The 24837-nt window shown below is 70.3% G+C and carries 19 protein-coding genes; 14 read left to right on the top strand and 5 right to left on the bottom strand.

What is annotated here, in order from left to right:
• Nucleotides 1-51: 51 nt before the first annotated feature.
• Both ACMXN5_RS16500 and rpsF read right to left on the bottom strand, forming a co-directional pair.
• Nucleotides 52-654 carry a single-stranded DNA-binding protein gene (locus ACMXN5_RS16500; RefSeq protein WP_078976287.1) on the bottom strand — a complete coding sequence of 201 codons (603 nt, stop codon included), beginning with the start codon at nt 652-654 and terminating at the stop codon, nt 52-54.
• A gap of 74 nt (nt 655-728) precedes the next feature.
• A complete protein-coding gene (rpsF, locus tag ACMXN5_RS16495) occupies nt 729-1019 on the bottom strand; it encodes a 30S ribosomal protein S6 (RefSeq protein ID WP_020557172.1) in 291 nt (96 codons plus the stop codon).
• A gap of 247 nt (nt 1020-1266) precedes the next feature.
• On the opposite strand from rpsF, the gene ACMXN5_RS16490 reads away from it, so the two are divergent.
• The 3 genes from ACMXN5_RS16490 (at nt 1267) to ACMXN5_RS16480 (ending at nt 4101) form a co-directional block, all read left to right on the top strand.
• A complete protein-coding gene (locus ACMXN5_RS16490) occupies nt 1267-1602 on the top strand; it encodes a hypothetical protein (protein ID WP_395795810.1) in 336 nt (111 codons plus the stop codon).
• Nucleotides 1603-1822: 220 nt separating this feature from the next.
• On the top strand, nt 1823-2941 hold the full coding sequence (locus ACMXN5_RS16485) for a lipid II:glycine glycyltransferase FemX (RefSeq protein WP_395795809.1): 1119 nt from the start codon (nt 1823-1825) through the stop codon (nt 2939-2941).
• Nucleotides 2942-3069: 128 nt separating this feature from the next.
• Complete coding sequence (locus tag ACMXN5_RS16480) at nt 3070-4101, top strand: alanine racemase (protein ID WP_380030588.1); 1032 nt, start codon at nt 3070-3072, stop codon at nt 4099-4101.
• A 127-nt stretch (nt 4102-4228) separates the two neighbouring features.
• On the opposite strand, the gene ACMXN5_RS16475 is transcribed toward ACMXN5_RS16480, so the two are convergent.
• Nucleotides 4229-5686: a glycosyltransferase family 87 protein gene (locus ACMXN5_RS16475; protein WP_439675906.1), complete on the bottom strand. Its 1458-nt coding sequence runs from the start codon at nt 5684-5686 to the stop codon at nt 4229-4231.
• A 149-nt stretch (nt 5687-5835) separates the two neighbouring features.
• The gene (locus ACMXN5_RS16470) at nt 5836-8220 is read right to left on the bottom strand and encodes a transglycosylase domain-containing protein (RefSeq protein ID WP_439675905.1); all 2385 of its coding nucleotides are present in this window, start codon (nt 8218-8220) and stop codon (nt 5836-5838) included.
• Between the two features lie 535 nt (nt 8221-8755).
• Between ACMXN5_RS16470 and ACMXN5_RS16465 the strand changes: the two genes are divergently transcribed.
• From ACMXN5_RS16465 to ACMXN5_RS16445, 5 genes are all read left to right on the top strand, one after another.
• Entirely contained in the window at nt 8756-9415 is a 660-nt protein-coding gene (locus ACMXN5_RS16465) for a PadR family transcriptional regulator (RefSeq protein ID WP_380003328.1), read from the top strand.
• Nucleotides 9416-9463: 48 nt separating this feature from the next.
• The gene (locus tag ACMXN5_RS16460; protein ID WP_439675904.1) at nt 9464-10543 is read left to right on the top strand and encodes an inositol-3-phosphate synthase; all 1080 of its coding nucleotides are present in this window, start codon (nt 9464-9466) and stop codon (nt 10541-10543) included.
• A gap of 143 nt (nt 10544-10686) precedes the next feature.
• Entirely contained in the window at nt 10687-12006 is a 1320-nt protein-coding gene (locus ACMXN5_RS16455; RefSeq protein ID WP_439675903.1) for an MFS transporter, read from the top strand.
• A gap of 133 nt (nt 12007-12139) precedes the next feature.
• The gene (locus ACMXN5_RS16450) at nt 12140-12640 is read left to right on the top strand and encodes an LppU/SCO3897 family protein (protein WP_439675902.1); all 501 of its coding nucleotides are present in this window, start codon (nt 12140-12142) and stop codon (nt 12638-12640) included.
• Nucleotides 12641-12784: 144 nt separating this feature from the next.
• Nucleotides 12785-13459, top strand: coding sequence for an LppU/SCO3897 family protein (locus tag ACMXN5_RS16445; RefSeq protein WP_439675901.1), 675 nt, complete (start codon nt 12785-12787; stop codon nt 13457-13459).
• 22 nt (nt 13460-13481) lie between these two features.
• Here ACMXN5_RS16445 and ACMXN5_RS16440 read toward each other — a convergent pair whose 3' ends face one another.
• Complete coding sequence (locus ACMXN5_RS16440) at nt 13482-14969, bottom strand: CCA tRNA nucleotidyltransferase (RefSeq protein WP_439675900.1); 1488 nt, start codon at nt 14967-14969, stop codon at nt 13482-13484.
• 129 nt (nt 14970-15098) lie between these two features.
• Here ACMXN5_RS16440 and ACMXN5_RS16435 point away from each other — a divergent pair, with 129 nt between their 5' ends.
• The 6 genes from ACMXN5_RS16435 (at nt 15099) to ACMXN5_RS16410 (ending at nt 24720) form a co-directional block, all read left to right on the top strand.
• Nucleotides 15099-15560 (top strand): NUDIX hydrolase, encoded by a 462-nt coding sequence (locus tag ACMXN5_RS16435; protein ID WP_078976297.1) that lies wholly within the window; start codon nt 15099-15101, stop codon nt 15558-15560.
• The gene (locus ACMXN5_RS16430; RefSeq protein ID WP_439675899.1) at nt 15557-17977 is read left to right on the top strand and encodes a DUF6049 family protein; all 2421 of its coding nucleotides are present in this window, start codon (nt 15557-15559) and stop codon (nt 17975-17977) included. Before ACMXN5_RS16435 ends, ACMXN5_RS16430 begins: the two co-directional genes overlap by 4 nt.
• A 52-nt stretch (nt 17978-18029) precedes the next feature.
• A complete protein-coding gene (gene murJ / locus ACMXN5_RS16425) occupies nt 18030-20660 on the top strand; it encodes a murein biosynthesis integral membrane protein MurJ (RefSeq protein ID WP_439675898.1) in 2631 nt (876 codons plus the stop codon).
• Nucleotides 20661-21147: 487 nt separating this feature from the next.
• The gene (locus ACMXN5_RS16420; RefSeq protein WP_439675897.1) at nt 21148-22953 is read left to right on the top strand and encodes a protein kinase family protein; all 1806 of its coding nucleotides are present in this window, start codon (nt 21148-21150) and stop codon (nt 22951-22953) included.
• A gap of 85 nt (nt 22954-23038) precedes the next feature.
• Entirely contained in the window at nt 23039-23752 is a 714-nt protein-coding gene (gene sigM, locus ACMXN5_RS16415) for an RNA polymerase sigma factor SigM (RefSeq protein WP_439675896.1), read from the top strand.
• On the top strand, nt 23749-24720 hold the full coding sequence (locus ACMXN5_RS16410) for an anti-sigma factor family protein (RefSeq protein WP_439675895.1): 972 nt from the start codon (nt 23749-23751) through the stop codon (nt 24718-24720). Before sigM ends, ACMXN5_RS16410 begins: the two co-directional genes overlap by 4 nt.
• The last annotated feature ends 117 nt before the right edge of the window (nt 24721-24837 follow it).

Below are 24837 nucleotides of genomic sequence, written 5' to 3'. Positions count from 1 at the left end.
TTCAGAAGTCTTCAGCTCGGGTCGCGACCCGCCCCTGGTGCCGTCTCCGGCCTAGAAGGGGGGTTCGTCCGAGTAGCCGCCCGGCGGGGGACCCCAGCCCCCCGCGCCGCCGCCGCCCTGCTGCTGGCCGCCCCCTGCGGGAGTGGCCCACGGGTCGTCGGCGGGTGCGCCACCGCCCTGCTGGGGACGACCGCCGTAGCCGCCGCCTCCCTGCTGACCGCCGCCCTGCTGACCGCCGTAGCCGCCACCCTGCTGACCGCCGCCGTAGCCACCCTGGCCGCCGCCTCCGCGGCTCGCCTTGGTGACCTTGGCGGTCGCCCACTTCAGGGTCGGGCCGATCTCGTCGACCTCGAGCTCCACGACGGTGCGCTTCTCGCCCTCTTTGGTCTCGTAGGACCGCTGCTTCAGCCGGCCCTGGACGATGACGCCCGTGCCGCGCTGGAGGGATTCCGCCACGTTCTCGGCCAGCTGCTTCCAGGCCGAACAGCGGAGGAACAGCGCTTCGCCGTCCTTCCACTCGTTCGTCTGACGGTCGAACGTGCGCGGCGTGGACGCCACGGTGAAGTTCGCGACGGCGGCACCGCTGGGCGTGAAGCGCAGTTCCGGGTCGGCAGTCAGGTTCCCGACAACAGTGATGATGGTCTCGCCTGCCATGCTGACCCCTTCGCTGATTTCAGCGCAGTGCTGCGTTTCGTCGTGCGGTGCGGTTGGTGGTGCGCGAGCTCGGACTAGCGCTGGTCGGGACGCAGGACCTTGGTCCGCAGCACCGACTCGTTGAGGTTCATCTGACGGTCGAGTTCCTTGACGGTCGCGGGCTCCGCGGCCAGGTCCACGACGGCGTAGATGCCCTCGGACTTCTTCTTGATCTCGTACGAGAGCCGACGACGGCCCCACGTGTCGATCTTCTCGACCTTGCCACCGTCGTTGCGGATGACATTGAGGAACTGCTCGAGCAGCGGCGTGACCGCGCGCTCTTCGAGGTCCGCGTCGAGGATGACCATGAGTTCATAGCTACGCATGTGAACACCCACCTCCTGTGGACTGAGTCGGCCACGGGATCTCCGTGGCAGGAGGGCTTGCGTAATCGCCGCCACGCCAAGGCGGCCCCTTGGGCAAAACGCTCAGGGGGTGCCGAGAGTGCAGCGGACGGTACAGCGTACCCGGACCGGCAGACAGTCTCGAAATCCGAGCATGACGGCGGTCACGCCAGGGGATGGATATATGGACAAATTGGTCCGTCCCGCAGTCACTCACCGGAGGTGTGCGATGGCACATACGATCCGCCGCACAGCGTCCGCCGCACCCGCGGCGCCCGCCGGGGCGCACCGGCCCCGGCTGACCCTCAACTCCGACGGCCGTGCCCATCCGCGCGAGAACGCGCTGGTCGCCGCCGTCGTGCTGTTCGCGCTGGTGGCCGGCATCTGCGCGTTCTTCAAGGGCATGCACATCCTCGGCGCGTGGACCGCGCTGGCCGGTGTGGTGACCGGCCTGGTCAGCCAGATGTTCTCGGCGACCACGGAGGAGCGGGTGGTCACCGTGCTCGCGCTCGGCGTCTCGGCCGTCGCACTGTTCATGAACATGTTCCACGGCGGCCTGTACTGACCCGCCGCACCGCCCACCCGAAGCGGCCCGCCGGACCGGGATCCGGCGGGCCGCTCGCGGATTCCGACCCCGTCGCGCGGGGCCGATCCGGGCGCCCGCTTCGCCGGTGAAGGTCCGCATCGCCCCCGTACCGTCCCGCCTGCGACGCCCGACACGATCCATGGCGCCCGCAGGCGCAGTAACCTCTGTCACGGCCGAACCGATATCGAGGAGCTCTTACATGTCTTTGCGCCTGAGGACGCTCACCGCCGAGGAGCACCTGGCCTTCATCAAGGGCAGGCCCTCCGTGAGCTTTCTTCAGTGCCCCTCCTGGGGTGCGGTGAAGAGTGAGTGGCGATCCGAGAGCATCGGTTGGATCGACGAGTCGGGCGCCGTCGTGGGCGCGGCACTCGTGTTGTACCGGCAGTTGCCGAAGATAAAGCGTTACCTCGCCTACATGCCCGAGGGCCCGGTCATCGACTGGTTCGACGGCGACCTGCGGCGATGGCTCGACCCGATGCTCGCGCACCTGAAGAGCCGGGGCTCGTTCTCGGTCAAGATGGGCCCGCCCGTGGTGATCGCCCGCTGGGAGGCGGAGACGATCAAGAAGGCGATAGCGGGCAAGTCGGCGAACCGGCTGCGCGACCTGACCCCCGACTGGACCGACGAGCGCGGCTCCGAGCTGGAGCGGCAACTGCGCGGCCTGGGCTGGCAGCAGGACGCCTCGGGCGGGGCCGGGTTCGGCGACGTGCAGCCGCGCTACGTCTTCCAGGTGCCGCTGGTGCGGCGCAGTCTCGACGACGTGCACGCGGGCTTCAACCAGTTGTGGCGGCGCAACATCAAGAAGGCCACGAAGGCCGGTGTCGACGTGGTCCAAGGCGGCTACGACGACCTGCCGGTGTTCCACGAGGTCTACAAGGTCACCGCCGTGCGCGACCACTTCACCCCGCGCCCGCTGGCCTACTTCCAGGGCATGTGGAAGGCGCTCAACGCCGAGGACCCCGAGCGCATGCGGCTGTACCTGGCCAAGCACGAGGGGGAGGTGCTCGCCTCCACCACGATGGTCACCGTGGGCGACCACGTCTGGTACTCGTACGGCGCGTCCGCCAACCACAAGCGCGAGGTCCGGCCCTCGAACGCGATCCAGTGGCGGATGTTGCGGGACGCGTACGCGCTGGGTGCCTCGGCCTACGACCTGCGCGGCATCAGTGACACCCTGGACGAGAACGACCACCTCTTCGGGCTGATCCAGTTCAAGCTCGGCACCGGCGGCCAGGCCGTCGAATACCTCGGCGAGTGGGACTTCCCGCTCAACAAGATGCTGCACAAGGCACTCGACATGTACATGTCACGCCGCTGACGCAAGGCCGGCGGCGCCCCGAGTCGCCGGCCGTCCGTGATCACCGCGACGCGGCCCACGTCGCGTGCTCCGCCTTCGCCCCGCGTCCCCCAAGGCACGCCCCACACCCGGAAGGCCCCGAAACGCCCATGTCGCTCACGCTCTACGTCGATGCCGCCCGGTGGCGCAAGCACCAGGACGAGGTCCGCGACACGTTCCCGGGCCTGGTGCCGGTGATGAAGGGCAACGGGTACGGGTTCACCAATCCGAGGCTGGCCGAGGAGGCCACCCGGATGTGCGTGGACACCGTGGCCGTGGGGACCACCTACGAGGCCGCGCTGGTCAAGGACTACTTCGACGGCAAGGTCCTGGTGCTCACGCCGTATCTGCGCGGCGAGGAGGCGGTGCCGCTGCCGGATCGCACCATCCGCACGGTCTCCTCCGTGCAGGCCGCGCGGGACCTGGTGGGCTGCCGGATCGTGGTCGCGTGCATGACGACGATGAAGCGCGACGGGGTCACCGAGGAGGAGTTGGTCAAGCTCCGCACCGGGATGGACGACGTCCGCCTCGAGGGCTTCTCGCTGCACCTGCCGCTGGACCACCCGGACGGCTACGACCCGGTCGTCGAGGTGGTGGGCTGGGTGGAGCGGCTGCGCGCGGCGCGCCTGCCGGTGCGGACGATGTACGTCAGCCACCTGACCGCGGCCGAGTTGGGGGTGCTGCGCGAGCGGTACCCGGACACCGAGTTCCGGCCGCGGATCGGCACCGACCTGTGGCTGGGCGACCACGACGCGCTGGCCAGTCGGGGCACGGTGCTCGACGTGGTGCGGATCGCGCGCGGCGAGCGGTTCGGCTACCGCCAGCGCAAGGCGCCGAGCGACGGACACCTGGTCGTGGTCAGCGGCGGCACCGCGCAGGGGGTCGGCCTGGAGGCGCCCAAGACGGTGCGCGGGGTGATGCCGAGGGCCAAGGGCGTCGCGCGCGCCGGGCTGGCCACCGTCAACCGCTCGTTGTCCCCGTTCACCTGGGCGGGCAAGCAGCGCTGGTTCGCCGAGCCGCCGCACATGCAGGTCAGCCTGCTGTTCCTGGCCAACGACGTGGCCCCGCCCAAGCCCGGCGACGAGCTGGAGGCGGCGCTGCGGCACACCACGACGCACTTCGACCGGATCGCGATCCGCTGACCCGACGGGCGCGTCCGCCGAGCCGGCAGCACCCGAAGGACCTGAAGGACCCGACAAAGCCGAACGGCCTTGGGGCGGCGATCCCACCGCCCCAAGGCCGTTCGTCGTCTCGCCGCCGCGCCGTCGCTCAGTGGCTCGCCCGCGCCGGGATCGCGCCGGGCACGAACACGTCGGGCGCCCGGTCCAGGACACCCCCCGAGGGGTCGTCGCTACCGTCCGCGCGCACCGGGTCCCGCTCCGGGCGCAGGATGTCGCGCGCCACCACCAGGCAGATGTACGCGGTGCCGAGCAGGTGCAGCAGGATCACCACGTGGTACGCGTTCTGCGACAGGCCCTTGCCGGAGAACGAGGCGATGTACATCCACACGCCCAGGAAGTACGTCACCTCGCAGGCCTGCCAGATCAGGAAGTCGCGCCAGCGCGGCCGGGCCAGCACCACCAGCGGGATCAGCCACAACACGTACTGCGGCGAGTAGACCTTGTTGGTCAGGACGAACGCGGCCACGATCAGGAACGCCACCTGGGCGAAGCGCGGCCGGCGCGGCGCGAACATCACCAGCGCGGCGATCGCGAGACAGCACAGCACCAGGCTCAGCGTGACGTAGGTGTTCAGACCCTCCAGGGTCTTGCCGTCGCGCTGCTGGATGATCAGCCAGACCGATCCGTAGTCGGCGGGTCGGTCCTGGCTGAACGTGTAGAACAACTTCCAGCCCTCGCGGATGTACCAGTCGTGCCTGTTGTACCAATGCCCGTCGTACACCAGCATCACCGGCAGATTGACCACCAGCCAGGACACCACCGCCGCGGCGGCCGTCTTGGCGAACGCGACGAGCCGTCCCGAGCGCAGACACAGCAGGAACAGCGGCGCCAGCAGAAGCACGGGATACAGCTTCGCCGCGGTCGCCAGGCCGATCAGCACGCCGGCGACCACCACGTTGCGCCGCGCCCATGACCACATGGCCACCGCGGTCAGCGCGACCGCGACCAGGTCCCAGTTGATCAACCCGTTGAGCGCCAGCGCCGGCGCGCACGCCACCATCGCGGCGTCCCAGGGTCGGCGCCCCGACGTGCCCTTGACCGCAATCACGGTGACCACCGCGCAGGCCATCATGATCAACGCGTTGATCATCACGAACCACAGCTGTTCGTCCCGGAGATCGCCGTCGGTGAGGTCCCCGGCGGCCCGGGCCAGGGTGCCCGCGAAGGCCATCACCCCGCCGGTGATCACCGGATACTCCAGGAACTTCATGTCCTTGTCGCCGGTCTCCTGGAAGTACGGGATCTTCCCGTCCGCGAGACCACGATTGACGTACAGGTGCGGCATGTCGCTGTAGCAGGCGTGCGAGTACTGCGTGCTGCCGGCGAACCAACCGCCGTCGTAGCAGGGCTTCTTCTGCACGATCCCGAGCGCGAAGCACGCCACCGCGAGCAGGACGAGCACCCGTACGGGGCTCCACCAGCGGTTGCCCACGAATCGGATCCGGCGCCCGGCCGGCCCGCCGACGACCTCGCTGCCCGCCCGGACCACCGGGTCGTCGAGGCTCGGCAGGACGGGTTCGGTCGATGTCGGCGTCATGGCGCCCATCCTCTCGCGCTCCACGAGGAGGCTGCCCTCGCTGGCCGGATAACGACAACGCGTGCCCCACCGCTGCTGCGGTGGGGCACGCGTAAGGCTAGGCCCTGTCCGGAGGGGTTCGCCGATTTCCCGGCGTCCGGTACGGCGGCCGGGCGGGTCTAGCCGCCACTGGATCGACCGCCGATGATGAAGCCGTTGGCACCACCTCGGGTGCCGGGTCCACCGGGCCCGCCGGGCTCGGTGTTCGTCGGTTTGCCGGTGTTCGTCGGCTTGCCGGTGTTCCCGCCCCCACCGGGATCACCACTGCTGCCGTGCGAGCCGCCTCCGGGCGCGGTCGTCGTCGCCGGCGGTGTGGTCGGCGGTGCGCTGGTCGTCGGCGGCGGGGTGGTGGGCGCCTTGGTGGTCGGCGGTGCGGTGGTCGGCGGTGCCGACGTCGCCCTGTCCCTGTTTTCGAATTTCTCGCCGGGCACGCTGAAGTCCATGGACGGCATGCCTTGGAGGGCGCCCTTCATGTACGCGGTCCAGAGCTTCGTGGGGATGCCACCACCGTGCACTGATTCGTCCCCACCGCCCAAGCCCTTGAGGGAGAGGTGGCGGTGGGTGTTCGGGTCCTCGCGGAACAGCGCCACCGACGTTGCCAGATTGGGCGTGTAACCCACGAACCACGCGGAGAGGTTGCTGTCCGTGGTACCGGTCTTGCCGGCCACCGGTCGGTTCAACGCCTTCGCCTCCCGGCCGGTGCCGTCGTTCAGCGGCGGGTTGTCGACGACCCGCCGCATGACCTGGTTGACCGTGTCCGCGACGTTCTTGTCGAAGACTTGCTCGGTCTTGGCCTTGGGCAGATCGACCTTCGAACCGTTGTGCGTGACTTCCTTGACGAAGTACGGGTCCGCGTGAACCCCGCGCGCCGCGAAGGTCGCGTACGCCTCGGCCATGTCCAACGCGCTCGGCTGGGTGACGCCGAGGGTCACCAGCGGGGTCGTCACGAAGTCGTCGAGGTTGGGCGGTAGGCCGGCGTCGATCGCGGCCTTCTTGACGTTCTCGGGTCCCACGTCGGCGGCGAGTTGGAGGAAGACGGTGTTCGCCGACTTCTCCATGGCTCTGGTGATCGGGATGTTGCCGTACATCGTGTCACCCTCGTTGGGGGTGAGGACGTCCTTGCCCGTTTGTGGGTCCTTGTAGTTCTGCCCGTTTCGCATCTTGATCGGGATCTTGCTGTCACCGTTGTAGACGCTGTCCGGGCCGATGGGTTTGCCGTCCGCGCCGCCGTTGCGCAGCGCCGTCGCGAGGGTGAACAGCTTGAACGTCGAACCGGCCTGGACGTCGCGCCTGATCGCGTCGTTGAACTCCTGCTGGACGAAGTCGGCGCCGCCGTACAGCGCGACCACGGCGCCGTCGCCGGGCACCACCGAGGCCAGGCCGGTACGGACGTAGCGGTCCGACTCGCGTTCCGGTTTCAGATCCGCCCTCAGTTCGTCGTTGACCGCCGCGACCGCCGCGTCCTGCTTGCCCTTGTCGAACGTGGTGACGATCTTGAACCCGCCGCGGGCGAGCTCCGCCTCGGGAATCACGTTGTTGGCCTTGAGGTACTGGTCGGTCACCTTCATCAGGTAACCGGCCTGACCGGCCTTGTTCGCGGCGGGCTTGGGCTTGATCGGCATCGGGAACTGAAGCGTGTCGCGCTCCGCCTTGGTCAGCCAGCCCTCCTTGACCATGCCGTCCAACGCGTACGCCCAGCGGCCCTTGACCTTCTCCAGCTGGCCCGGGAACTCGATCACGTCGTAGATGCCCGGCGCGTTGAGCAGGGTGGCCAGGTAGGCGCCCTCGGCCACGTTCAGGTCGCCGACGTTCTTGCCGTAGTAGGCCTGCGCGGCGGCCTGGATGCCGTACGCGTTGCGGCCGTAGAAGGCGGTGTTGAGGTAGCCGACCAGAATGTCGTCCTTGCGCATCTGCCGGTCGACCTTCAGCGCGATGAAGATCTCGCTGAACTTGCGCTTGAAGGTGCGCTCCTGGGTCAGGTACGTGTTCTTGACGTACTGCTGGGTGATCGTCGAACCACCCTGCGTGTCACCGCCCTTGACCATGGTGACCCCGGCGCGGAGCAGACCCTTGGGGGAGACGCCCGAGTCGCTGTAGAACGACCGGTTCTCCGCCGCGATCACGGCCTTCTGCACGTGCTTGGGGATCTGGTCCACCGTCACGTTCTGCCGGTTGACCTGCCCGGTGCGCCCTATCTCGGTGACACCGTCGGAGTAGTAGTAGATGTTCGACTGGTACGTCGTGTTCGCGTTCGGGTCGGGCACCTTGACCATCGCGTACGCCAGGGCCGCGAGCCCCATCAGCGACGCGAAGAAGAACAGGATCATCGCCAGGATCTGCTTGATGGACGGCAACCAGCGACGAATGCCGGTCTTGCCGAACCTCGGGTAGTCGATGAACCGCTTCCTCCGGGGCGGACCGGCCTCGGATCGGGATCGGCCGCCGGCCGCCCCGCCGTTGGCGGCCCGCCGGCCCCCGCCGCGGGCGGCCGCTCGGGCCTCCACGCGCGAAAGCGGGCGTTCCTCGTCGCCCTCTCCGGGCCCGTCGGGCAACGACGAGCCGCCGGGTGGCGTTCCGCCGCCCCCGGACCCTCCCGCGCCCCCCGAATGCGAGCCACCGCGCCCCTCGGGACGCGGCTGCGGTGATCTACGGCGATGTTCACTCATGCGTTCGCTACTCCTCGGCCGTACGACACGGAGGTCGGACGCACGGGTCGTGGCTCTCCGCTCCCCAGGACGCAGGCGCACGGGAAGCGGTTCCGCAGGAAGCGGGGCTTGAGGTACCACACGGCGGAACAGACTACGCGGATCCGCTTTCGCGACCTCACTGTGACCTGCCTGTGACCCGAGTCACCGGCGGCCGCCTTGCCACCACACGGCAAGGAGACCTATCGTCTCGATGTATCGGTTCGATACATCGGGCCGGTACATCGAGCCGGGGGCACAGGAGCCCCGGCCGGACGAAGGTCGGCTGTGACCGTATCCCACGGTCGTGTCCGTGCCCATGTCCGGCCCGGTCCGCAGTGGATGGAGGAAGGCGATGAGCAGGCGCGGTGGCGTCCTCGAATTCGCGATCCTCGGTCTGCTGCACGACTCCCCCATGCACGGCTACGAGTTGCGCAAGCGGCTCAACACCGTGCTCGGTTCGTTCCGTGCCATCGCCTACGGCACCCTCTATCCGTGCCTGAAGTCCCTGCTGGAGCGGGGTCTGCTCGCGGAGGAGATTCCGGAGGTGACGGCACTCGCCGGCAGCAAGCGGTCCCGGATCGTCTACCAGCTGACGGCACAGGGCAAGGAGCACTTCCAAGAACTGCTGTCCGAGTCCGGGCCCTCGGCCTGGGAGGACGAGAACTTCGGCGTGCACTTCGCCTTCTTCGGTCGAACCGACCACGAGGTGCGCATGCGTATCCTCGAGGGTCGGCGCAGCCGGCTCGAGGAGCGCCTCGACCGGGTGCGCGGGTCGCTGACCCGGACACGGGAGAAGCTCGACGGTTACACCCTCGAGTTGCAGCGACACGGCTTGGAGTCGGTCGAGCGCGAAGTGCGCTGGCTGAACGAGCTCATCACCGCCGAGCGGCACGCCGGAGCGACTCCGGACGCCCCCGGCCCCGAAACCCCGGTCGACCCGTCGAAGGACGCCGACCGGCTTCGGACCCCCACCCAGGACGTGGCCTCGGACCCGTCCGCATCCAACAACTGAGGTCGCCGGTTCGTGGCGACTTCGTCGAGATCACAGGGAGCAACCGGAATGGGTTCGGTTCGCGTAGCCATCGTCGGCGTGGGCAACTGCGCCGCTTCGCTGGTGCAGGGCGTCGAGTACTACAAGGACGCCGACCCGAACAGCCGCGTCCCCGGCCTGATGCACGTGCAGTTCGGCGAGTATCACGTGCGTGACGTCGAGTTCGTGGCCGCTTTCGATGTGGACGCCAAGAAGGTCGGCTTCGACCTGTCCGACGCCATCGGTGCCAGCGAGAACAACACGATCAAGATCTGCGACGTGCCGCCGTCGGGCGTCACCGTGCAGCGTGGGCACACCCTGGACGGTCTCGGCAAGTACTACCGCGAGACCATCGAGGAGTCGACCGACGCCCCCGTCGACGTGGTCAAGGTCCTCAAGGACCAGGCCGTCGACGTCCTCGTCTGCTACCTCCCGGTGGGCTCCGAGGACGCGGCGAAGTTCTACGCCCAGTGCGCCATCGACGCCAAGGTCGCGTTCGTCAACGCCCTCCCGGTCTTCATCGCCGGCACCAAGGAGTGGGCGGACAAGTTCACCGAGGCGGGCGTGCCGATCGTCGGCGACGACATCAAGTCGCAGGTGGGCGCCACGATCACGCACCGCGTGATGGCGAAGCTCTTCGAGGACCGCGGTGTCCTGCTCGAGCGCACCATGCAGCTGAACGTCGGCGGCAACATGGACTTCAAGAACATGTTGGAGCGCGAGCGCCTGGAGTCGAAGAAGATCTCCAAGACGCAGTCGGTCACCTCGCAGGTGGACCGCGACCTCGGCTCGGACAACGTGCACATCGGCCCGTCGGACTTCGTCGCGTGGCTCGACGACCGCAAGTGGGCGTACGTGCGCCTCGAGGGGCGCGCCTTCGGCGACGTGCCGCTGAACCTGGAGTACAAGCTCGAGGTCTGGGACTCGCCGAACTCGGCCGGTGTCATCATCGACGCCGTGCGCGCCGCGAAGATCGCCAAGGACCGCGGCATCGGTGGCCCGATCCTGTCGGCGTCCTCCTACTTCATGAAGTCGCCGCCGGTGCAGTACTTCGACGACGAGGCCCGCAACGCCGTCGAGGCCTTCATCAAGGGCGACATCGAGCGCTGACCCGCTCCGCTCGGCCCGCACCCCCGCGGTGCGTTCGAGTGACCCAAGGCCCGGCTCCCCTCCAGGAGCCGGGCCTTCGGCGTACCCGCGCGCGGCGGTGCCCGTTTCGGGTGCGGCGCCTGCCGCCGGCTACGGTGGGCGCCGTGGCCCTCATCCGTGATCTGCGCTCGTTGTTGAAGCTGCGCGACTTCCGTCGGCTCTTCGCCACCCGGCTGACCTCGCAGCTGTCCGACGGCGCCTTCCAGGTCGCGATCGCGGGGAAGGCGTTCTTCTCGCCGGAGAAGCAGACCTCGGCCGCGGCGATCGCGACCGCGTTCGCCGTGCTGCTGCTGCCGTATTCGCTGGTGGGGCCGTTCACCGGGGTGCTGCTCGACAGGTGGCGGCGGCGGCAGGTCCTGGTGCGGTGCAATCTGCTGCGCGCGGTGCTGGTGGCGGTGACGGCCGCGCTGGTGCTGATCGGGGTGCCCGATCCGGTCTTCTACGCGGCGGCCCTGGTGGTGCTGTCGGTGAACCGGTTCGTGCTCGCCGGGTTGTCCGCGTCGCTGCCGCGCGTGGTGCCGGCCGAGCGGCTGGTGACGGCGAACTCGGTGTCGCCCACGGCCGGCACGGTGGCGGCGGCGGTCGGCGGCGGGGCCGCGGTGCTCGTGCACGCGCTCCTGGCCGAGGGTTCGGGGGCCACCGCGCTGGTGATCGTGGTGTCGGGCCTGCTGTACCTGGGCTCGGCGGCGGTCGCCGCGACGATGCCGAGCGATCTGCTCGGGCCCGATCCCGACCGGGTGTTGCCGGATGTGCGCGAGGCGCTGCGCTCGGTGGCCCGGGGGCTGCGCGAGGGGGCGGTGCATGTGTGGCGGCGCCGGGCGCCCGCGCACGCGTTGGCCGCGATCACCGCGATGCGGTTCTGCTACGGCGTGCTGACCGTGATGACGGTGCTGCTGTGCCGCAACACGTTCAACGATCCGAACGACACCGACGGCGGGCTTGCGACCTTCGGGATCACGGTGAGCGTGTCCGCGCTCGGCTTCTTCGTGGCGGCCGTGATCACGCCGGGGGTCACCGCGCGGATCGGCGTCCCGGCCTGGATCGGCGCGTGCGCGCTGGCCGGGGCGGTGTGCCAGGCGGCGCTCGGGCTGCCGTTCCTGTTCGCGCCGATGGTGGTGGGCGCCTTCCTGCTCGGGGTGACCTCGCAGGGCGCCAAGATCGGGGTGGACACGATCGTGCAGACCACCGTCGACGACGCGTACCGGGGTCGGGTGTTCTCCGTCTACGACGTGCTCTTCAACGTCGCGTTCGTCGGCGCCGCCGCGGTCGCCGCGCTCGGGCTGCCCGACGACGGTCGGTCCCCGGCGGTGCTGCTCGGGGTCGCCGGGGTGTACGCGCTGACCGGAGTCCTGTACGGCCTGGCGTCGCGCCGCCACCCTCCGGTGATCATCGAGGGCTCACCGGCGGGCAACGGCCGGCCGTGATGTCCCTTTCATAACCGGACGAGGCATTCAAGCAGCCGCACATCTCCAAGAAATTACCCGTGGGTAGTGCAATGACGAGGCCGAGGTTCTAATCTGCACATCCAGCGATTTTCGGCACCTCTGGAGATACTCCATGTCCAACGACGCCGGTCCGGGTGAAAACAATCCTTTGCCGTACAGACCGGCATGGACCGAGAACACTCCGCCGCACGGACACGAGTTCGCCGCCCGCGAGCCGGCCGCCCCGCACGTCCCGGTGGTCCGTCGGCCGCAGGTCGACGGACGCGCGAGCCGGCGGGCGGCCGAACGCCCGCGGCGCGGCCGCGCGGCGCTGATCGCGGCCCTGGCGGTGCTGCTGATCGGCGGCGGGACGGCCGCCGGGGGCTGGTGGTACGTGCACAAGAACGACGCCGACGGGATCCGCATCCACGAGGGCGACTGCCTGCGGGACAAGACGAGCGTCGACGCGGACCCGGTCCCGTGCGAGGACCCGCAGGCCCGCTTCATCGTGGTCGAACGGGTCCAGGGCACGACGGACACCGACGTCTGCGATTCGCTGCCGGGCGATCCGATCGCGCTGGTCTCGGATCCCGGGCAGGACCGCTTCGTACTGTGTCTCGGGGTCCGAAAGTAATCCGCGTCACCTGTGAATAGCGCTTTATGCCCGTTATTCCGCTCACATTCGACCGATGTAAGGGGAATCCCCGCTGCGCGTGTCCGGCCGGACCCCTAGTGTTCCGGACTGTCTCACCAGTCCCCTGCAACGGAGATCGCCCCCATGTCCAATCCCTTCCCGCCCGACCCCAACGGCCCGCAGCAGCCGAACCAGGGCTGGAACCAGCAGCCCGGTCAGCAGCCGCCGCCGCAGGGCGGGTGGCAGCAGCAGCCGGGCCAGCCGCAGCAGGGTTGGGGGCAGCAGCCCGGTCAGCCGGGCGGATACCCGCCCGCCGGTCAGCCGGGCTTCTACGGCGGCCCGCCGCCGCCCCCGCCGCGCAAGAGCAAGCTGAAGAAGATCCTGATCCCGATCGCGATCCTGGTCGTCCTGGCCATCGCGGGTGTCGTGGTCAAGGGTGTGCTCAGCAAGGACGCCGTCGACAAGGCGAAGGTCGGGGACTGCATCACCAGCACCAAGAACAAGAGCCCGAAGGTGGTCTCCTGCTCCGAGTCGGGCGCCGTGTTCAAGGTCGTCGCCAAGTTCACGGACACCTCTGACACGAGCAAGTGCGACGACGAGGAAGTCGCGCGCAAGGGGTCGGTGCTCGGCCTCTACCGCAAGGGCTCCGACAAGGGTCTGTTGTGCGTCACGGTCACCGAGCACACGACGCCCGACTCCTTCTCGGGTGTCCCCGGTGCCTCCGCGACGTTCACCTCCTCCGTGATCGCGAAGCTGCAGAAGGTCGTGGCCGACGGTCAGGTCACCGACGACGAGCTCCAGGAGCTGGGCCGGAAGTAGCCCTACTCCGGAGGTGGTCCGCTCACGCGTCCCCGTGGGCGGACCACCACTCGCGCAGCGCGGCGACGGCCGTCTCGTGGTCCATCGGGCCGTGTTCGAGGCGCAGCTCCAGCATGTGCTGGTAGGCCTTGCCGACCAGCGGGCCCGGCGGCACCTCCAGGAGCTTCATGATCTCGTTGCCGTCCAGGTCCGGTCGGATCGAGTCCAGCTCCTCCTGCTCGGCGAGCTGCGCGATCCGCTCCTCCAGCGAGTCGTAGGCCCGGGCCAGCGTGGCCGCCTTGCGCTTGTTGCGGGTGGTGCAGTCCGAGCGGGTCAGCTTGTGCAGCCGATCGAGCAGCGGGCCCGCGTCGCGCACGTAGCGGCGCACCGCCGAGTCGGTCCACTCGCCCGTGCCGTAGCCGTGGAAGCGCAGGTGCAGCTCGACCAGGCGGGTGATGTCGTCGGTGACGTCCTTCGGGTACTTCAACGCCTTGAGCCGCTTGCGGGACATGTGCGCGCCGACCATCTCGTGATGGTGGAACGAGACCCGGCCGTCCGCCTCGAAGCGCCGGGTGCGCGGCTTGCCGATGTCGTGCAGCAGCGCGGCCAGGCGCAGCACCAGGTCCGGCTCGCCCGGCGGCTCCAGCGCCATCGCCTGTTCGAGCACGATCAGCGTGTGCTCGTACACGTCCTTGTGCCGGTGGTGCTCGTCCACCTCCAGGCGCAGCGTCGGCAGCTCGGGCAGCACGTGCTCGGCCAAGCCGGTGGTGACCAGCAGCTCCAGGCCCTTGCGCGGGTGATCGGACACGATCAGCTTGTTCAGCTCGTCGCGGACCCGCTCGGCGGAGACGATCTCGATCCGTTCGGCCATGTCCGTCATCGCCGCGACCACCTCGGGCGCGACCTCGAAGTCGAGCTGCGCGGCGAAGCGCGCGGCCCGCATCATCCGCAGCGGATCGTCGCCGAAGGACGCCTCGGGCGTGCCCGGGGTGCGCAACACGCGCGCGGCCAGGTCGGCCAGCCCGCCGTGCGGGTCCACGAACGTGATCCCCGGCAGCGCCACCGCCATCGCGTTGACCGTGAAGTCGCGCCGGACCAGGTCGTCGTCGATCGAGTCGCCGTAGGAGACCTCCGGCTTGCGCGAGGTGCGGTCGTACGCCTCGGAGCGGTAGGTGGTGATCTCGATCTGGTAGTCGGGCGAACCGGCGAGCCTCTTGCGGCAGCCGACCGTGCCGAACGCGATGCCCACGTCCCACACCGCGTCCGCCCAGGGGCGCACGATCGCCAGCACCTGTTCGGGGCGCGCGTCGGTGGTGAAGTCGAGGTCGTTGCCCAACCGGCCGAGCAGCGCGTCCCGCACCGAGCCGCCGACCAGCGCGAGCGTGTGCCCGGCCGCTTCGAAGCGGCGGGCGAGGTCGTCGGCGACGGGGGCGACGCGCAACAGTTCGGTGACGGCGCGGCGCTGGACGGCGCTCAGCTCGCCGCCGGCCGGCGGGTCGTCCGGGAGGGGTGTGTTCTTGGCGTTCGGCACGGGAGACAAGGTTACGGGTCGAGGCCGCGGCTCTCGCGCGCTTTATGCCGGGGCCGCCCTCGCGCACGGTCGGCGTGCCGGCGTGATCATGGCGTGATGGCGTGGCGCATGTCGCACTAAGCTTGGCGGATGCCTTCCGAGACCACGCCGCCGCGCCGTCGGCTGCAGGTGGTCGAGGAGACCTCGGCGGGTGGTCTGGTGATCGATCGGCTCACGTTGCGCGCGGCGTTGATCGCCCGCCGTGATCGACGCGGCCGACTGCTGTGGTCGCTGCCCAAAGGGCACATCGAGGACGGCGAGAGCGTGGTGGACGCCGCGCTGCGCGAGGTCGAGGAGGAGACCGGCATCGTGGGTCGGGTGCTGGCTCCGCTCGGCGTGATCGACTATTGGTTCACCGCGCCGGACCGGCGGGTGCACAAGACCGTCCACCACTACCTCATGGAGGCGGCGGGCGGGGATCTGTCGGACGACGACATCGAGGTCGAAGCGGTGGCTTGGGTTCCGCTCGGCGCGCTCTCCGCGCGCCTCGCCTACCCCGACGAACGACGGTTGGCGACACTCGCCCCGGAGCTGTTGGCGGACAGCGCGTGAGCGATCGCCGGATCCGCTCCGAGGCCGGGATGCCGCCGCGACGCGGTCGAGTGGCCGGTGTGCTGCTTTTGGCCCTGCTGCTCGCCGTCACACTGCTCGGCGCGCTGCCACCGACGGTCGTGCGCGCCGCCGACGGCGACGGCGTCCGAATCCTGATCACAAAAATGACCCCGATCGCCAAGCCCGGCGGCACCATCACCGTCGAGGGCCAGGTGCTGAACAGCGGCTCCAAGCCGCTCGACACGGTGGAGCTGGCGGTGCGGATGCGCACCTCTGAACCGCTCTTCCGCAGCGGCATCTCCTCGCCCGAGGAGGGCCAGTCGAACGGCTCCCTGGTGCGTGACGTCAAGCCGGTGACCGTACAGGTGCCGGCCTCGGGACCGGGCCGGCCGTGGTCGTTCAACATTCGCGCCGACGCGCTCAATCTCGGCGAGGCCGGCGCGTACCCGCTCGCGGTCGAGGCGCGGGTCGGCGGCCGGATCGTCGGCTCCACCCGCACCTTCCTGCCGTGGGTCGGCAAGAACGGCCTGAAGAACGTGCCGAAACTGCGGGTCGGCATGGTCTGGCCGCTGGTCGACCGACCGCACCGCGACGGCACCACGCTCGGCGACGAGGGTCAGACGCCGGTGTTCCGCGACGACGAGTTGGCCGCGCTGTTCGCCCCGGGCGGGCGGCTGTACGAACTGGCGGCGATCGGCGGCGGGATGAAGGTCGACTGGGCGATCGACCCCGAACTGCTCGACTCCGCCGCCGAGATGGCCGGCGGCTACCGCGTCGCGCCGCCCGGCAGCCTGGAGCCGGGCAAGCCGAAGAAGACCAAGGACGGCAAGCCGCCGCCCGAGGAGGACACGGCCAAAGCGACGCCGAACCAGATCTCGAACACCCTGGCGGGCGGCGGCGGTCCGACCGCCGCTGGATGGCTGGACCGGCTCAAGGGCGCCATCGGCCCCCAGCCCGTGATCGGCCTCCCGTACGGCGACACCGACATCGCCGCCGTGGCGCACGCGCTCGACGCCGGCAAGGCGGACCTGCGCCCGCAGTTGGCCGAGGCCCAGCTCCAATCCTCCGCCGTATTCCAACGCACCCTGGGCAGGGCCGCGCGCGCCGACGTCGTCTGGCCCGCCTCCGGCGCGCTGGATCCCTCGATCGTCTCCCTGGCCGGCAGCAGCGGCGCCGGCACGGTGATCACCGCCGGCACGAGCCTGCCGCCGACCAAGGACCTCAACGTCACACCGCTGGCCACCGCGTCCCTGCCGGGCGCCGACAAGGGCACCGCGCTGGTCACCGACCCGGACATCGACACGCTGCTGGCCGCGGACACCAGGGCGCCGGGCCAGGCGGTGCTGACCACCCAGCAGTTGCTCGCCGAGTTCCTGACCATCGTGTTGCAGGAGCCCACGCTCAAGCCCACCCGCAGCGTGCTGATCGCCCCGCCGCGACTGATGGACACCGCGCTGGCGGGCGTGCTGCGCGACGTGATGGCCGCGTCGGCCGAGTGGACGCAACCCACCGGCCTGAGCGAGTTGGCCGCCGAGCCCGGTCCGCTGCCCGCCCGCAAGTCGGCCGCCTACCCCAAGGGCGTCCGCGCCTCCGAGCCGAGCGCGCAATACCTGGCGGAGACCGACAACCTGGCCGGGTCGATGCAGACCTTCGCCTCGATCCTGACCCGGCCGGAGCGGGTGACCGGCCCGTTCGACCCCGCGCTGCTGCGCATGTTGTCCACCTCGTGGCGCGGCGACACGCAGGGGGCGGATCGTTACCGGTTGGGCGTGACCCGGGGACTGCGCGAGCTGGAATCGCTCGTCTACATCATCCGCAGAACCGGGGTGACGCTGTCCGGCGACGAGGGCAACATCCCGGTGACCGTGGTGAACAATCTCCAGCAGCCGATCAACGTGCGGGTGGTGGTCACCTCGCACCAGCCCAACCGGCTCAGGCTGGGCGACCCGGCCACCGTGACGGTGCCCGACGGTCGCCGGCTCGAAGTGCCGATCTCGGCGAAATCGGCTGCGAACGGCAAGGTCATGGTCGACGTGGCGCTGCTCACCCCGGACGGGCGGGCGGTGAATCCGGCGCAGTCGTTCTTCGTGAACACCACCACGATCGACGCGCTGACCCGCTGGATCATCGGCGGCCTCGCGTTCCTGCTCGCGGTGTTCTCGCTCCGCGCGTTCCTGCGCAAGCGCCGGGAGGCGGCCCTTGCCGGGGACACGCACGGCGAGGATGGTGAGGACGACGTCGATCCGCCGGCCGAATCCGATCCCCCGGACGACGCCGACGGGGACCGGATCCGGCCGATATCGGGGTGGTCGCCACCCCGTCCGACGCACCCGCACGCCGGCGGGAACCGACCGCCCGATCCGGCCGACCCGCACGGACACACACCGTTGGGATCCACGACCGACCGCCCCGAATGAGAAAGTGGGCACCGGACACTCAACCTGACCGAGAAGACGAGGGCCCGCCCGCATGAGCGACCGGAGCGACGAACGTCAGCCGTACACCGGCGGCTCCGCCGAGCCGGACGACGGCGCGCACGACGATCCCTACCGGGGTCGGCCGCCCGCCGACCCCTACCTGCAGCAGTACGTCGATCCGTACGGGCAGCCGGCCGATCCCTACGCCGCGCAACCGCCGGATCAGTACGCGCACCCCGGGGAGCAGGGCTATCACGACCCCAACGCTCACCCGGGCTACGGCGAGCCCGAGTACCCGCAGCAGGGCTATCCGAGCCAGGGCGGCTACGGCGCGGGCCCCGAACCGGCCTACGGGGACCCCTACGGCGCGCAGTCGGGCGGCGGCTACGACCCCTACGGGCAGCAGCAACAACAACAGCCCGCGCAGGACGGCGGGGCGTGGTTCCGCGACGAGTTGAGCGACCCGCCCGGCAACGACCCGTACGTGGGCGTGGACGAGATCTTCACCCCCGAGCCGGCGCCGTACGACCCTTCTCGGCAGTACGACCCCGCGCAGCACTACGACCCCTCCGGCGCGCCGCAGCAGTACGGCGACCACGGCGGCTACGGCTCCGGCGACCCGTACGGGCAGCAGCCACAGGCCCCACAGGCGCAGAACTACGCGCAGCAATCGCAACAGCAACACCCACAGCAGGCGTACCAGCAGCAGTCGTACGTCCCGCAGCAGCCGAGCCCGCAGCAGGGCCAGGGCGGCTGGGGCGACTACGACCGCCCCGGCGGCTGGCTGATGGACCAGACGCTGACCGGCATCAACCTCGGCCTCGCCGGCGACGTCGCGGGCATGCCCTCGTACACCGAGGCGTACCAGCGCTACGAGACCCAGCACCGGGCCGAGGCGGCCGCCGCGTCGATGTCGGCGAGCGCCGTCCTCGACGCCCCGCCGGTCCCGGTGAACCCGTCCACCTCGCCCGTCTATCGGATGCCCGGCTCGGGCGCCGAGGAACGCATGGCCGGCATCCCGGTCGGCGGCGGCGGCCGGAAGGGCAGCAAGCTCGGCGGGATAATGCGGTCCTCCGCCGTGATGGCGGCGGGCACCATCGTGTCCCGGATGACCGGCTTCGTCCGCAACCTGGTCGCCGCGGCGGCGCTGGGCACCGCGATCCTGGCGAACACCTACAACGTCGCCAACACGATGCCGACGCTGCTGTACATCCTGGTCGGCGGCGGCGCGCTGAACGCGGTGTTCGTACCGCAGCTGGTGCGGGCCATGCGCCAGGACGACGACGGCGGCGAGGCGTACGCGAACCGCCTGCTCACGCTGGTGATGACGGTGCTGGCGGGGTTGGTGATGCTGGCCTGGTTCGGCGCGCCGCTGCTGATCCGGGCGTTCGCGAACTCGCTGGCCAAACATCATCAGGACTACGAGCTCGCGATCACCTTCGCGCGCTACTGCCTGCCGATCATCTTCTTCATGGGTCTGCACGTGCTGTTCGGGCAGATCCTCAACGCGCGCGAGCGCTACGGCCCGATGATGTGGACCCCGGTCCTGAACAACATCGTCATCATCGCGACGTTCGGCCTGTACATCTGGGTGGCCGGCACCCAGAAGAACACCGGGCAGAACTCGGACACCATCACCCCGGACGAGATCCGGCTGCTGGGTCTGGGCACGCTGCTCGGCATGGTCGTGCAGTCGATGGCGATGATCCCGTATCTCAAGTCGGCCCGGTTCCGCTTCCGGCCGCGCTTCGACTGGCGCGGCTCGGGGATGGGCAAGGCGCTCGGGCTGGCCAAGTGGACGTTCCTGTTCGTGCTGGCCAACCAGGCCGGCTACCTGGTGGTGACCCAGCTCGCCACCGCGATCGACGTCGACGCGCGGGACCAGAACATCCAGTTCGGCGTCGGCTTCACCGCCTACAGCAGCGCGCTGCTGATCTGGCAGCTGCCCCAGGCGGTGATCACCGTGTCGGTGATGACCGCGATGTTGCCCCGGATGAGTCGCGCCGCCGCCGACGGCGACGAGGCCAGCGTGCGCGGCGACATCTCCTCCGGGCTGCGTCTGTCGGCGGTGGCGATGATCCCCTGCGCGGTGATCTTCGTGGCCCTCGGCCGGGACATCGGCGGCTTCATCTTCGCGCCCACCGGCGAGCAGAGCGCGCACTGGATCGGCTACATGCTGATGGCGCTCGGCCTGGGCCTGATCCCGTACTCGGCGCAATACGTGCTGCTGCGCGGGTTCTACGTGTACGAGGACACCCGGACACCGTTCCTGAACACCGTGTGGATCGCGGGCGCCCAGGCGGCCTTCGCCGGCCTGGCCTATCTCGCGCTGCCCACCAAGTGGGCCGGTGTCGGCATCGCGGGCGGCTACAGCCTCGCCTACCTCGTCGGCGTGGTGCTGGCCGCGCAACGGCTGAAGAAGCGGCTCGGCGACCTGGACGGCCGCCGGGTGACCCGGACCTACACCCGGCTGCTGATCGCCGCCGGGATCGGCGGCGCCGCGGCGTTCTTCGTGGCCCGGGTGTGCACCGGCCACTTCGGCTCGGCCATGGGCGGCTCGGCGATCGCGGTCGGCGCCGGGATCGTGACCATGTTCGTGGTGTTCTTCATCGCGGCGAACCGCATGCGCGTCGAGGAGATGAGCGCGATGACCGGGATGATCAAGGGCCGACTCGGCCGCTGACCGCGTCACGCGCGCGGCCGTACCACCCCCGCCCGCCGAATTCCCACCGGGAATTCGGCGGGCGGAACGGTGTGGGATGCACCACCATGGTGCGAGTGAGGGTGTGGCTCACGGCGAAACGGGGGTAATGCTCCCGATACGCCGCTCTCGGTTTCCTTTTCGGATCTTACGAGGAGGCAACCCGAAGTGGGGTCCGGGAGTCTCAAGGTATGTAGAGGTCGTCCCTGACCAACGGCCCGAGAAGCCTCACCTCTACGATGAGTGTGCCGACGAGGAGGATGAGGCCGAGGTGACGGACCGAACCGCAGGATCCGTCGACCTAGCGACGGATGAGGCAAACCCCGTACCGACAAAGGCTTCTGACGCATCGTTGGACAAACGTGTCGGTTCGGACGAGAAGACCTCCGGAACCACCACCACGGTTTTGCCCATCGGTTCCGAGCCCGAACCCGACGCCGGCTCCGAACCCGGGTCGCCTTCCGGCCCTTTGTCCGACGAAGAGGCGGCGACCGAGACCGCCGAGCCGACCGAGACCGCGAAGAACACCGAAGCGGCGGTCGAGGCAGCGGCCGAACCGGCCGTGCGGAAGCCGGCCGACGACGGCGATGCCGAGGGTGACCACGGCGACGGCAACGAGGGCGACCCGGACACCGGCAGCACGCCGGCCGAGCCCGCGCCGGCCCCGGAGCCCCCCGCCCCCCGGGTCAGCCGAGGCACCCGACTCGCCGAGCGCTACCGACTCGAACACCGCCTGTCCCAGAACGGCCGCAGCGAGACCTGGCGCGCGGTGGACGAGAAGTTGCGGCGCGCGGTGGGCGTACACATCGTCCCCGCCGGCGGTGAACACGGTCGGGCGGTGATCGCCGCCGCCCGCGCCGCCGCGCTGATGGGCGACCCCCGCTTCGTCCAAGTCCTCGACTGCGCCGAACAGGACGGCCTGATCTATGTGGTGAAGGAGTGGCTGCCCGACGCGGACAACCTCACCAAGGTCTTCGAAAGCGCCCCGCTGCCGCCGCACGAGGTCTACGAACTCACCCGCGCGCTGGCCCAGGCGATGTCCGTCGCACACCGCGCCGGCCTGTCGCACCTGCGGCTGACGCCGGAGAACGTGCTGCGCATGCACACCGGCCAGTACAAGATCGTCGGCTTGGCGGTCGAGGCCGCGCTGTACGGACACGACACCACCGACGCGGCCCGCGACGACACGCACGCGGTCGGCCGGCTGATGTACGCCGCGCTGACCCGACGCTGGGTCGAGGGCACCGAATACGGCTTGCAGGCGGCGCCGTTCACCGGCGGCAGGCTGTGCGCGCCCGGCCAGATCCGGGCCGGTGTGGACGACACGCTCGCCGCCCTGGCGATGCGCGCGCTCGGCCACGAGGTCAAGCACGAACCGGCGTTCGAGACACCGGGAGAGCTGTCGGCGGCGATCACCGCCATCCCGGAGATGCACCCGCCGGAGCAGAACACCATCGTCGGCGGCCCGGAGCCGGACGAGTACCCGATCTACACCCCGACGCCGAACCGGACGGTCTACGCCTCGGCGGGCTACTCCGGCGGCCGCGGCCCGACCGGCCCGGCCCGACCGCCGGTCACCCCGCCACCGCCGCTGGGCGGCCGGTTCGGCGCCGCGGTCAAGGGCTCGGTCGCGGTCCTGGTGGTGCTCGCCATCGTGCTGGTGACGTGGCAGGTGGCCAGCCACGTGGGCGACGGCGAGAAGAAGAAACCGCCGTTGGAGGGGCAGAGCGGCAGCCAGTCGAGCACGCCGACCCAGGCACCGGTTGCTCCGGCACCCACACGGCAGGCCGTCCCCAAGCGCGGCACGGAGATCTCGATCGGCGGGACGCCCGTCGACCCGGACGACGTGGTCAAGACCTACGACGAAAACCGCGACACGTACTGGCAGACCAACATGATGAAGGACGGACCGACGGTCGACTACAACGGCCGCAAGGGGTACGGAATCATCTACGACCTCGGCGAACCGATGGACGTCCGCGGCCTCGACCTCGCGCTCGGCACAGGCGGAGCCGGCACCACCATCACGCTCAAGGCCGCGCCGGGTGCCACGTCGATGCCGTCGAGCCAGGACGCCTTCAACGCCACCGTGGGCACCAAGTCGACCGATGCGGCCGAGGTGCGCATCCGTTCCGACAAGGCGGTCAAGACCCAGTACGTACTGGTCCTGATGACCGCGATGCCCAAGGTTCTCCAGGACGTCGACGGCTACCACATCTACACGCCGGGGCATCAGAACGCCTGGCGCGAGATCACCTTCACGGTCAACAGCTGACCTTGTCCGAACGATCGAGCCGGACCTGCCTCCGGCGCCGCCGCATCGCATGCCAGGATGACCCCGGGCCCAGGGGAGGTAGGCGGTGAGTACCGAGCGCAGCGGATCGGCGTACGCGGACGTCACCGACGCCGATCTGCTCACCCGGCACACCCACGGCGACCCCGACGCGTTCGGCGAACTCGTACGCCGGCACCGCGATCGGCTGTGGGCGGTGGCCCTGCGCACCCTGGGGGACCGCGAGGAAGCCGCTGACGCCCTCCAGGACGCCCTGGTTTCCGCCTACCGGGCCGCAGGACGGTTCGAGGGCCGCGCGGCCGTCACGACGTGGCTGCACCGGATCGTGGTCAACGCCTGCCTGGACCGGGCCCGCCGCCGCGCCGCCCGCCCGGCGGTACCGCTGCCCGAGGATCTGGACCAGCGGCTGCCCGCGCCCGCGCAGGAGGATCCGGCGGTCCGGGGCGAGACCCGCGAGGCGCTGCTCGCCGCGCTGGCCACCCTCCCCGCCGAACAGCGCGCCGCGCTCGTCCTGGTGGACATGGAGGGCTATCCCGTCGACGAGGCGGCCAGGATCCTCGACGTCGCGTCCGGCACCATCAAGAGTCGTTGCGCCCGCGGTCGGGCCAAGCTCCTGCCCCTGGTGCGGCACCTGCGCGAGAGCGGGCCACCGGGCCCGGCCGGGTCCCCGGGGAACCCCGCGGCCGGACAATCCGTCCCATCGACGGACGACCGCCCACGAGCCGGCGGTCCGACCCCCGATACGGGCGGCACGAGCATGGAGGGAGGTGGCACACGATGAGCGAACACATCGACGTCGAGGTGCTGTCCGACCTCGTCGAGGGACTGCTCACCACGGCCGAGGCGGCCGCGCTCGACGCGCACCTCGCCGAGTGCGCCGAGTGCCGCGACACCCGCGACGCGCTCGTGGAGGTGCGCGAACTGCTCGGCGGACAACCGGCCGAGCCGATGCCCGCCGACGTGATCGCCCGGATCGACGACGCGCTGGCCCTGGCCGCGCTGCCGCCGCCGCGCCCCGCCGAGCCGCCGAAGCCGCTGCCGATGCCGGTATCGGTGGTGTCACCGCCGCGCGCGCCGAGCACCCCGCCGACCGAGCACGGCGCGCCGCCCACCGAGCAGGGCGCGCCGCCCACCGAGCACGTCGTCGTCCCGCTCGACCGGGCCCGCCGTCGGCGGCGCGGTCCGCTGCTCCTGATCGCCGCCGCCGCGGCCGCGGTGGCCCTGGGCGTCACGATCGTGGTCGGCACCGGGGACGACGGCGACTCGGACCACCGGTCGAGCGCCGTCAAGAGCAACACCGACGCGTCCGCGCCCAAGGCCGCCGCCCCATCCGGCAAGTCGGGCGAGCGCCCCGGGGCGAACGCGGAGGAGCACACGCCGCAGACCCCGCTGACGTCGTCCACCGCCGCGCCGACGGTGTACACCGCCGCCGGACTGGCCGACCAGGTCTCGCTGCTTCTGCACCGCGCCGACCGCGCGCCGCGCGAGCTGCCCGCGTGCGTGGCCGCCGCGGTGGGTCCCGACGCGCCGCGGGCGTTGGCCGCCGACCCCGGCAGCTACACCGGCAAGCCCGCGTGGGTGGTGGTCCTGCCCGGCTCGAACACCGACCGGGTCCGGGTGTACATCGTGGACGCGTCGTGCGTCCCGCGCTCCACCGCCGACACCTCGGCGAGCCCGCCGGCCGCCGTACCCCCCTCGACCGCCTTCGCCGGCGCGCTCCTGTTGAGCACCGAGGTACCGAGAAGGTGATCCCCGGCACGCCGCACACGCGGCGTTGTGACCCGGGAATGGTGCGCGCCTAGGATCCGTTGTCGAACGAGACACCGCATCTCTCGGGGCGCGGGTTTCGCAGACCCGCACAGCCGA

The organism is Embleya australiensis, from assembly GCF_051903075.1.
Taxonomy (GTDB): Bacteria; Actinomycetota; Actinomycetes; order Streptomycetales; family Streptomycetaceae; genus Embleya.
This window is presented reverse-complemented; position numbering and strand designations above follow the sequence as displayed.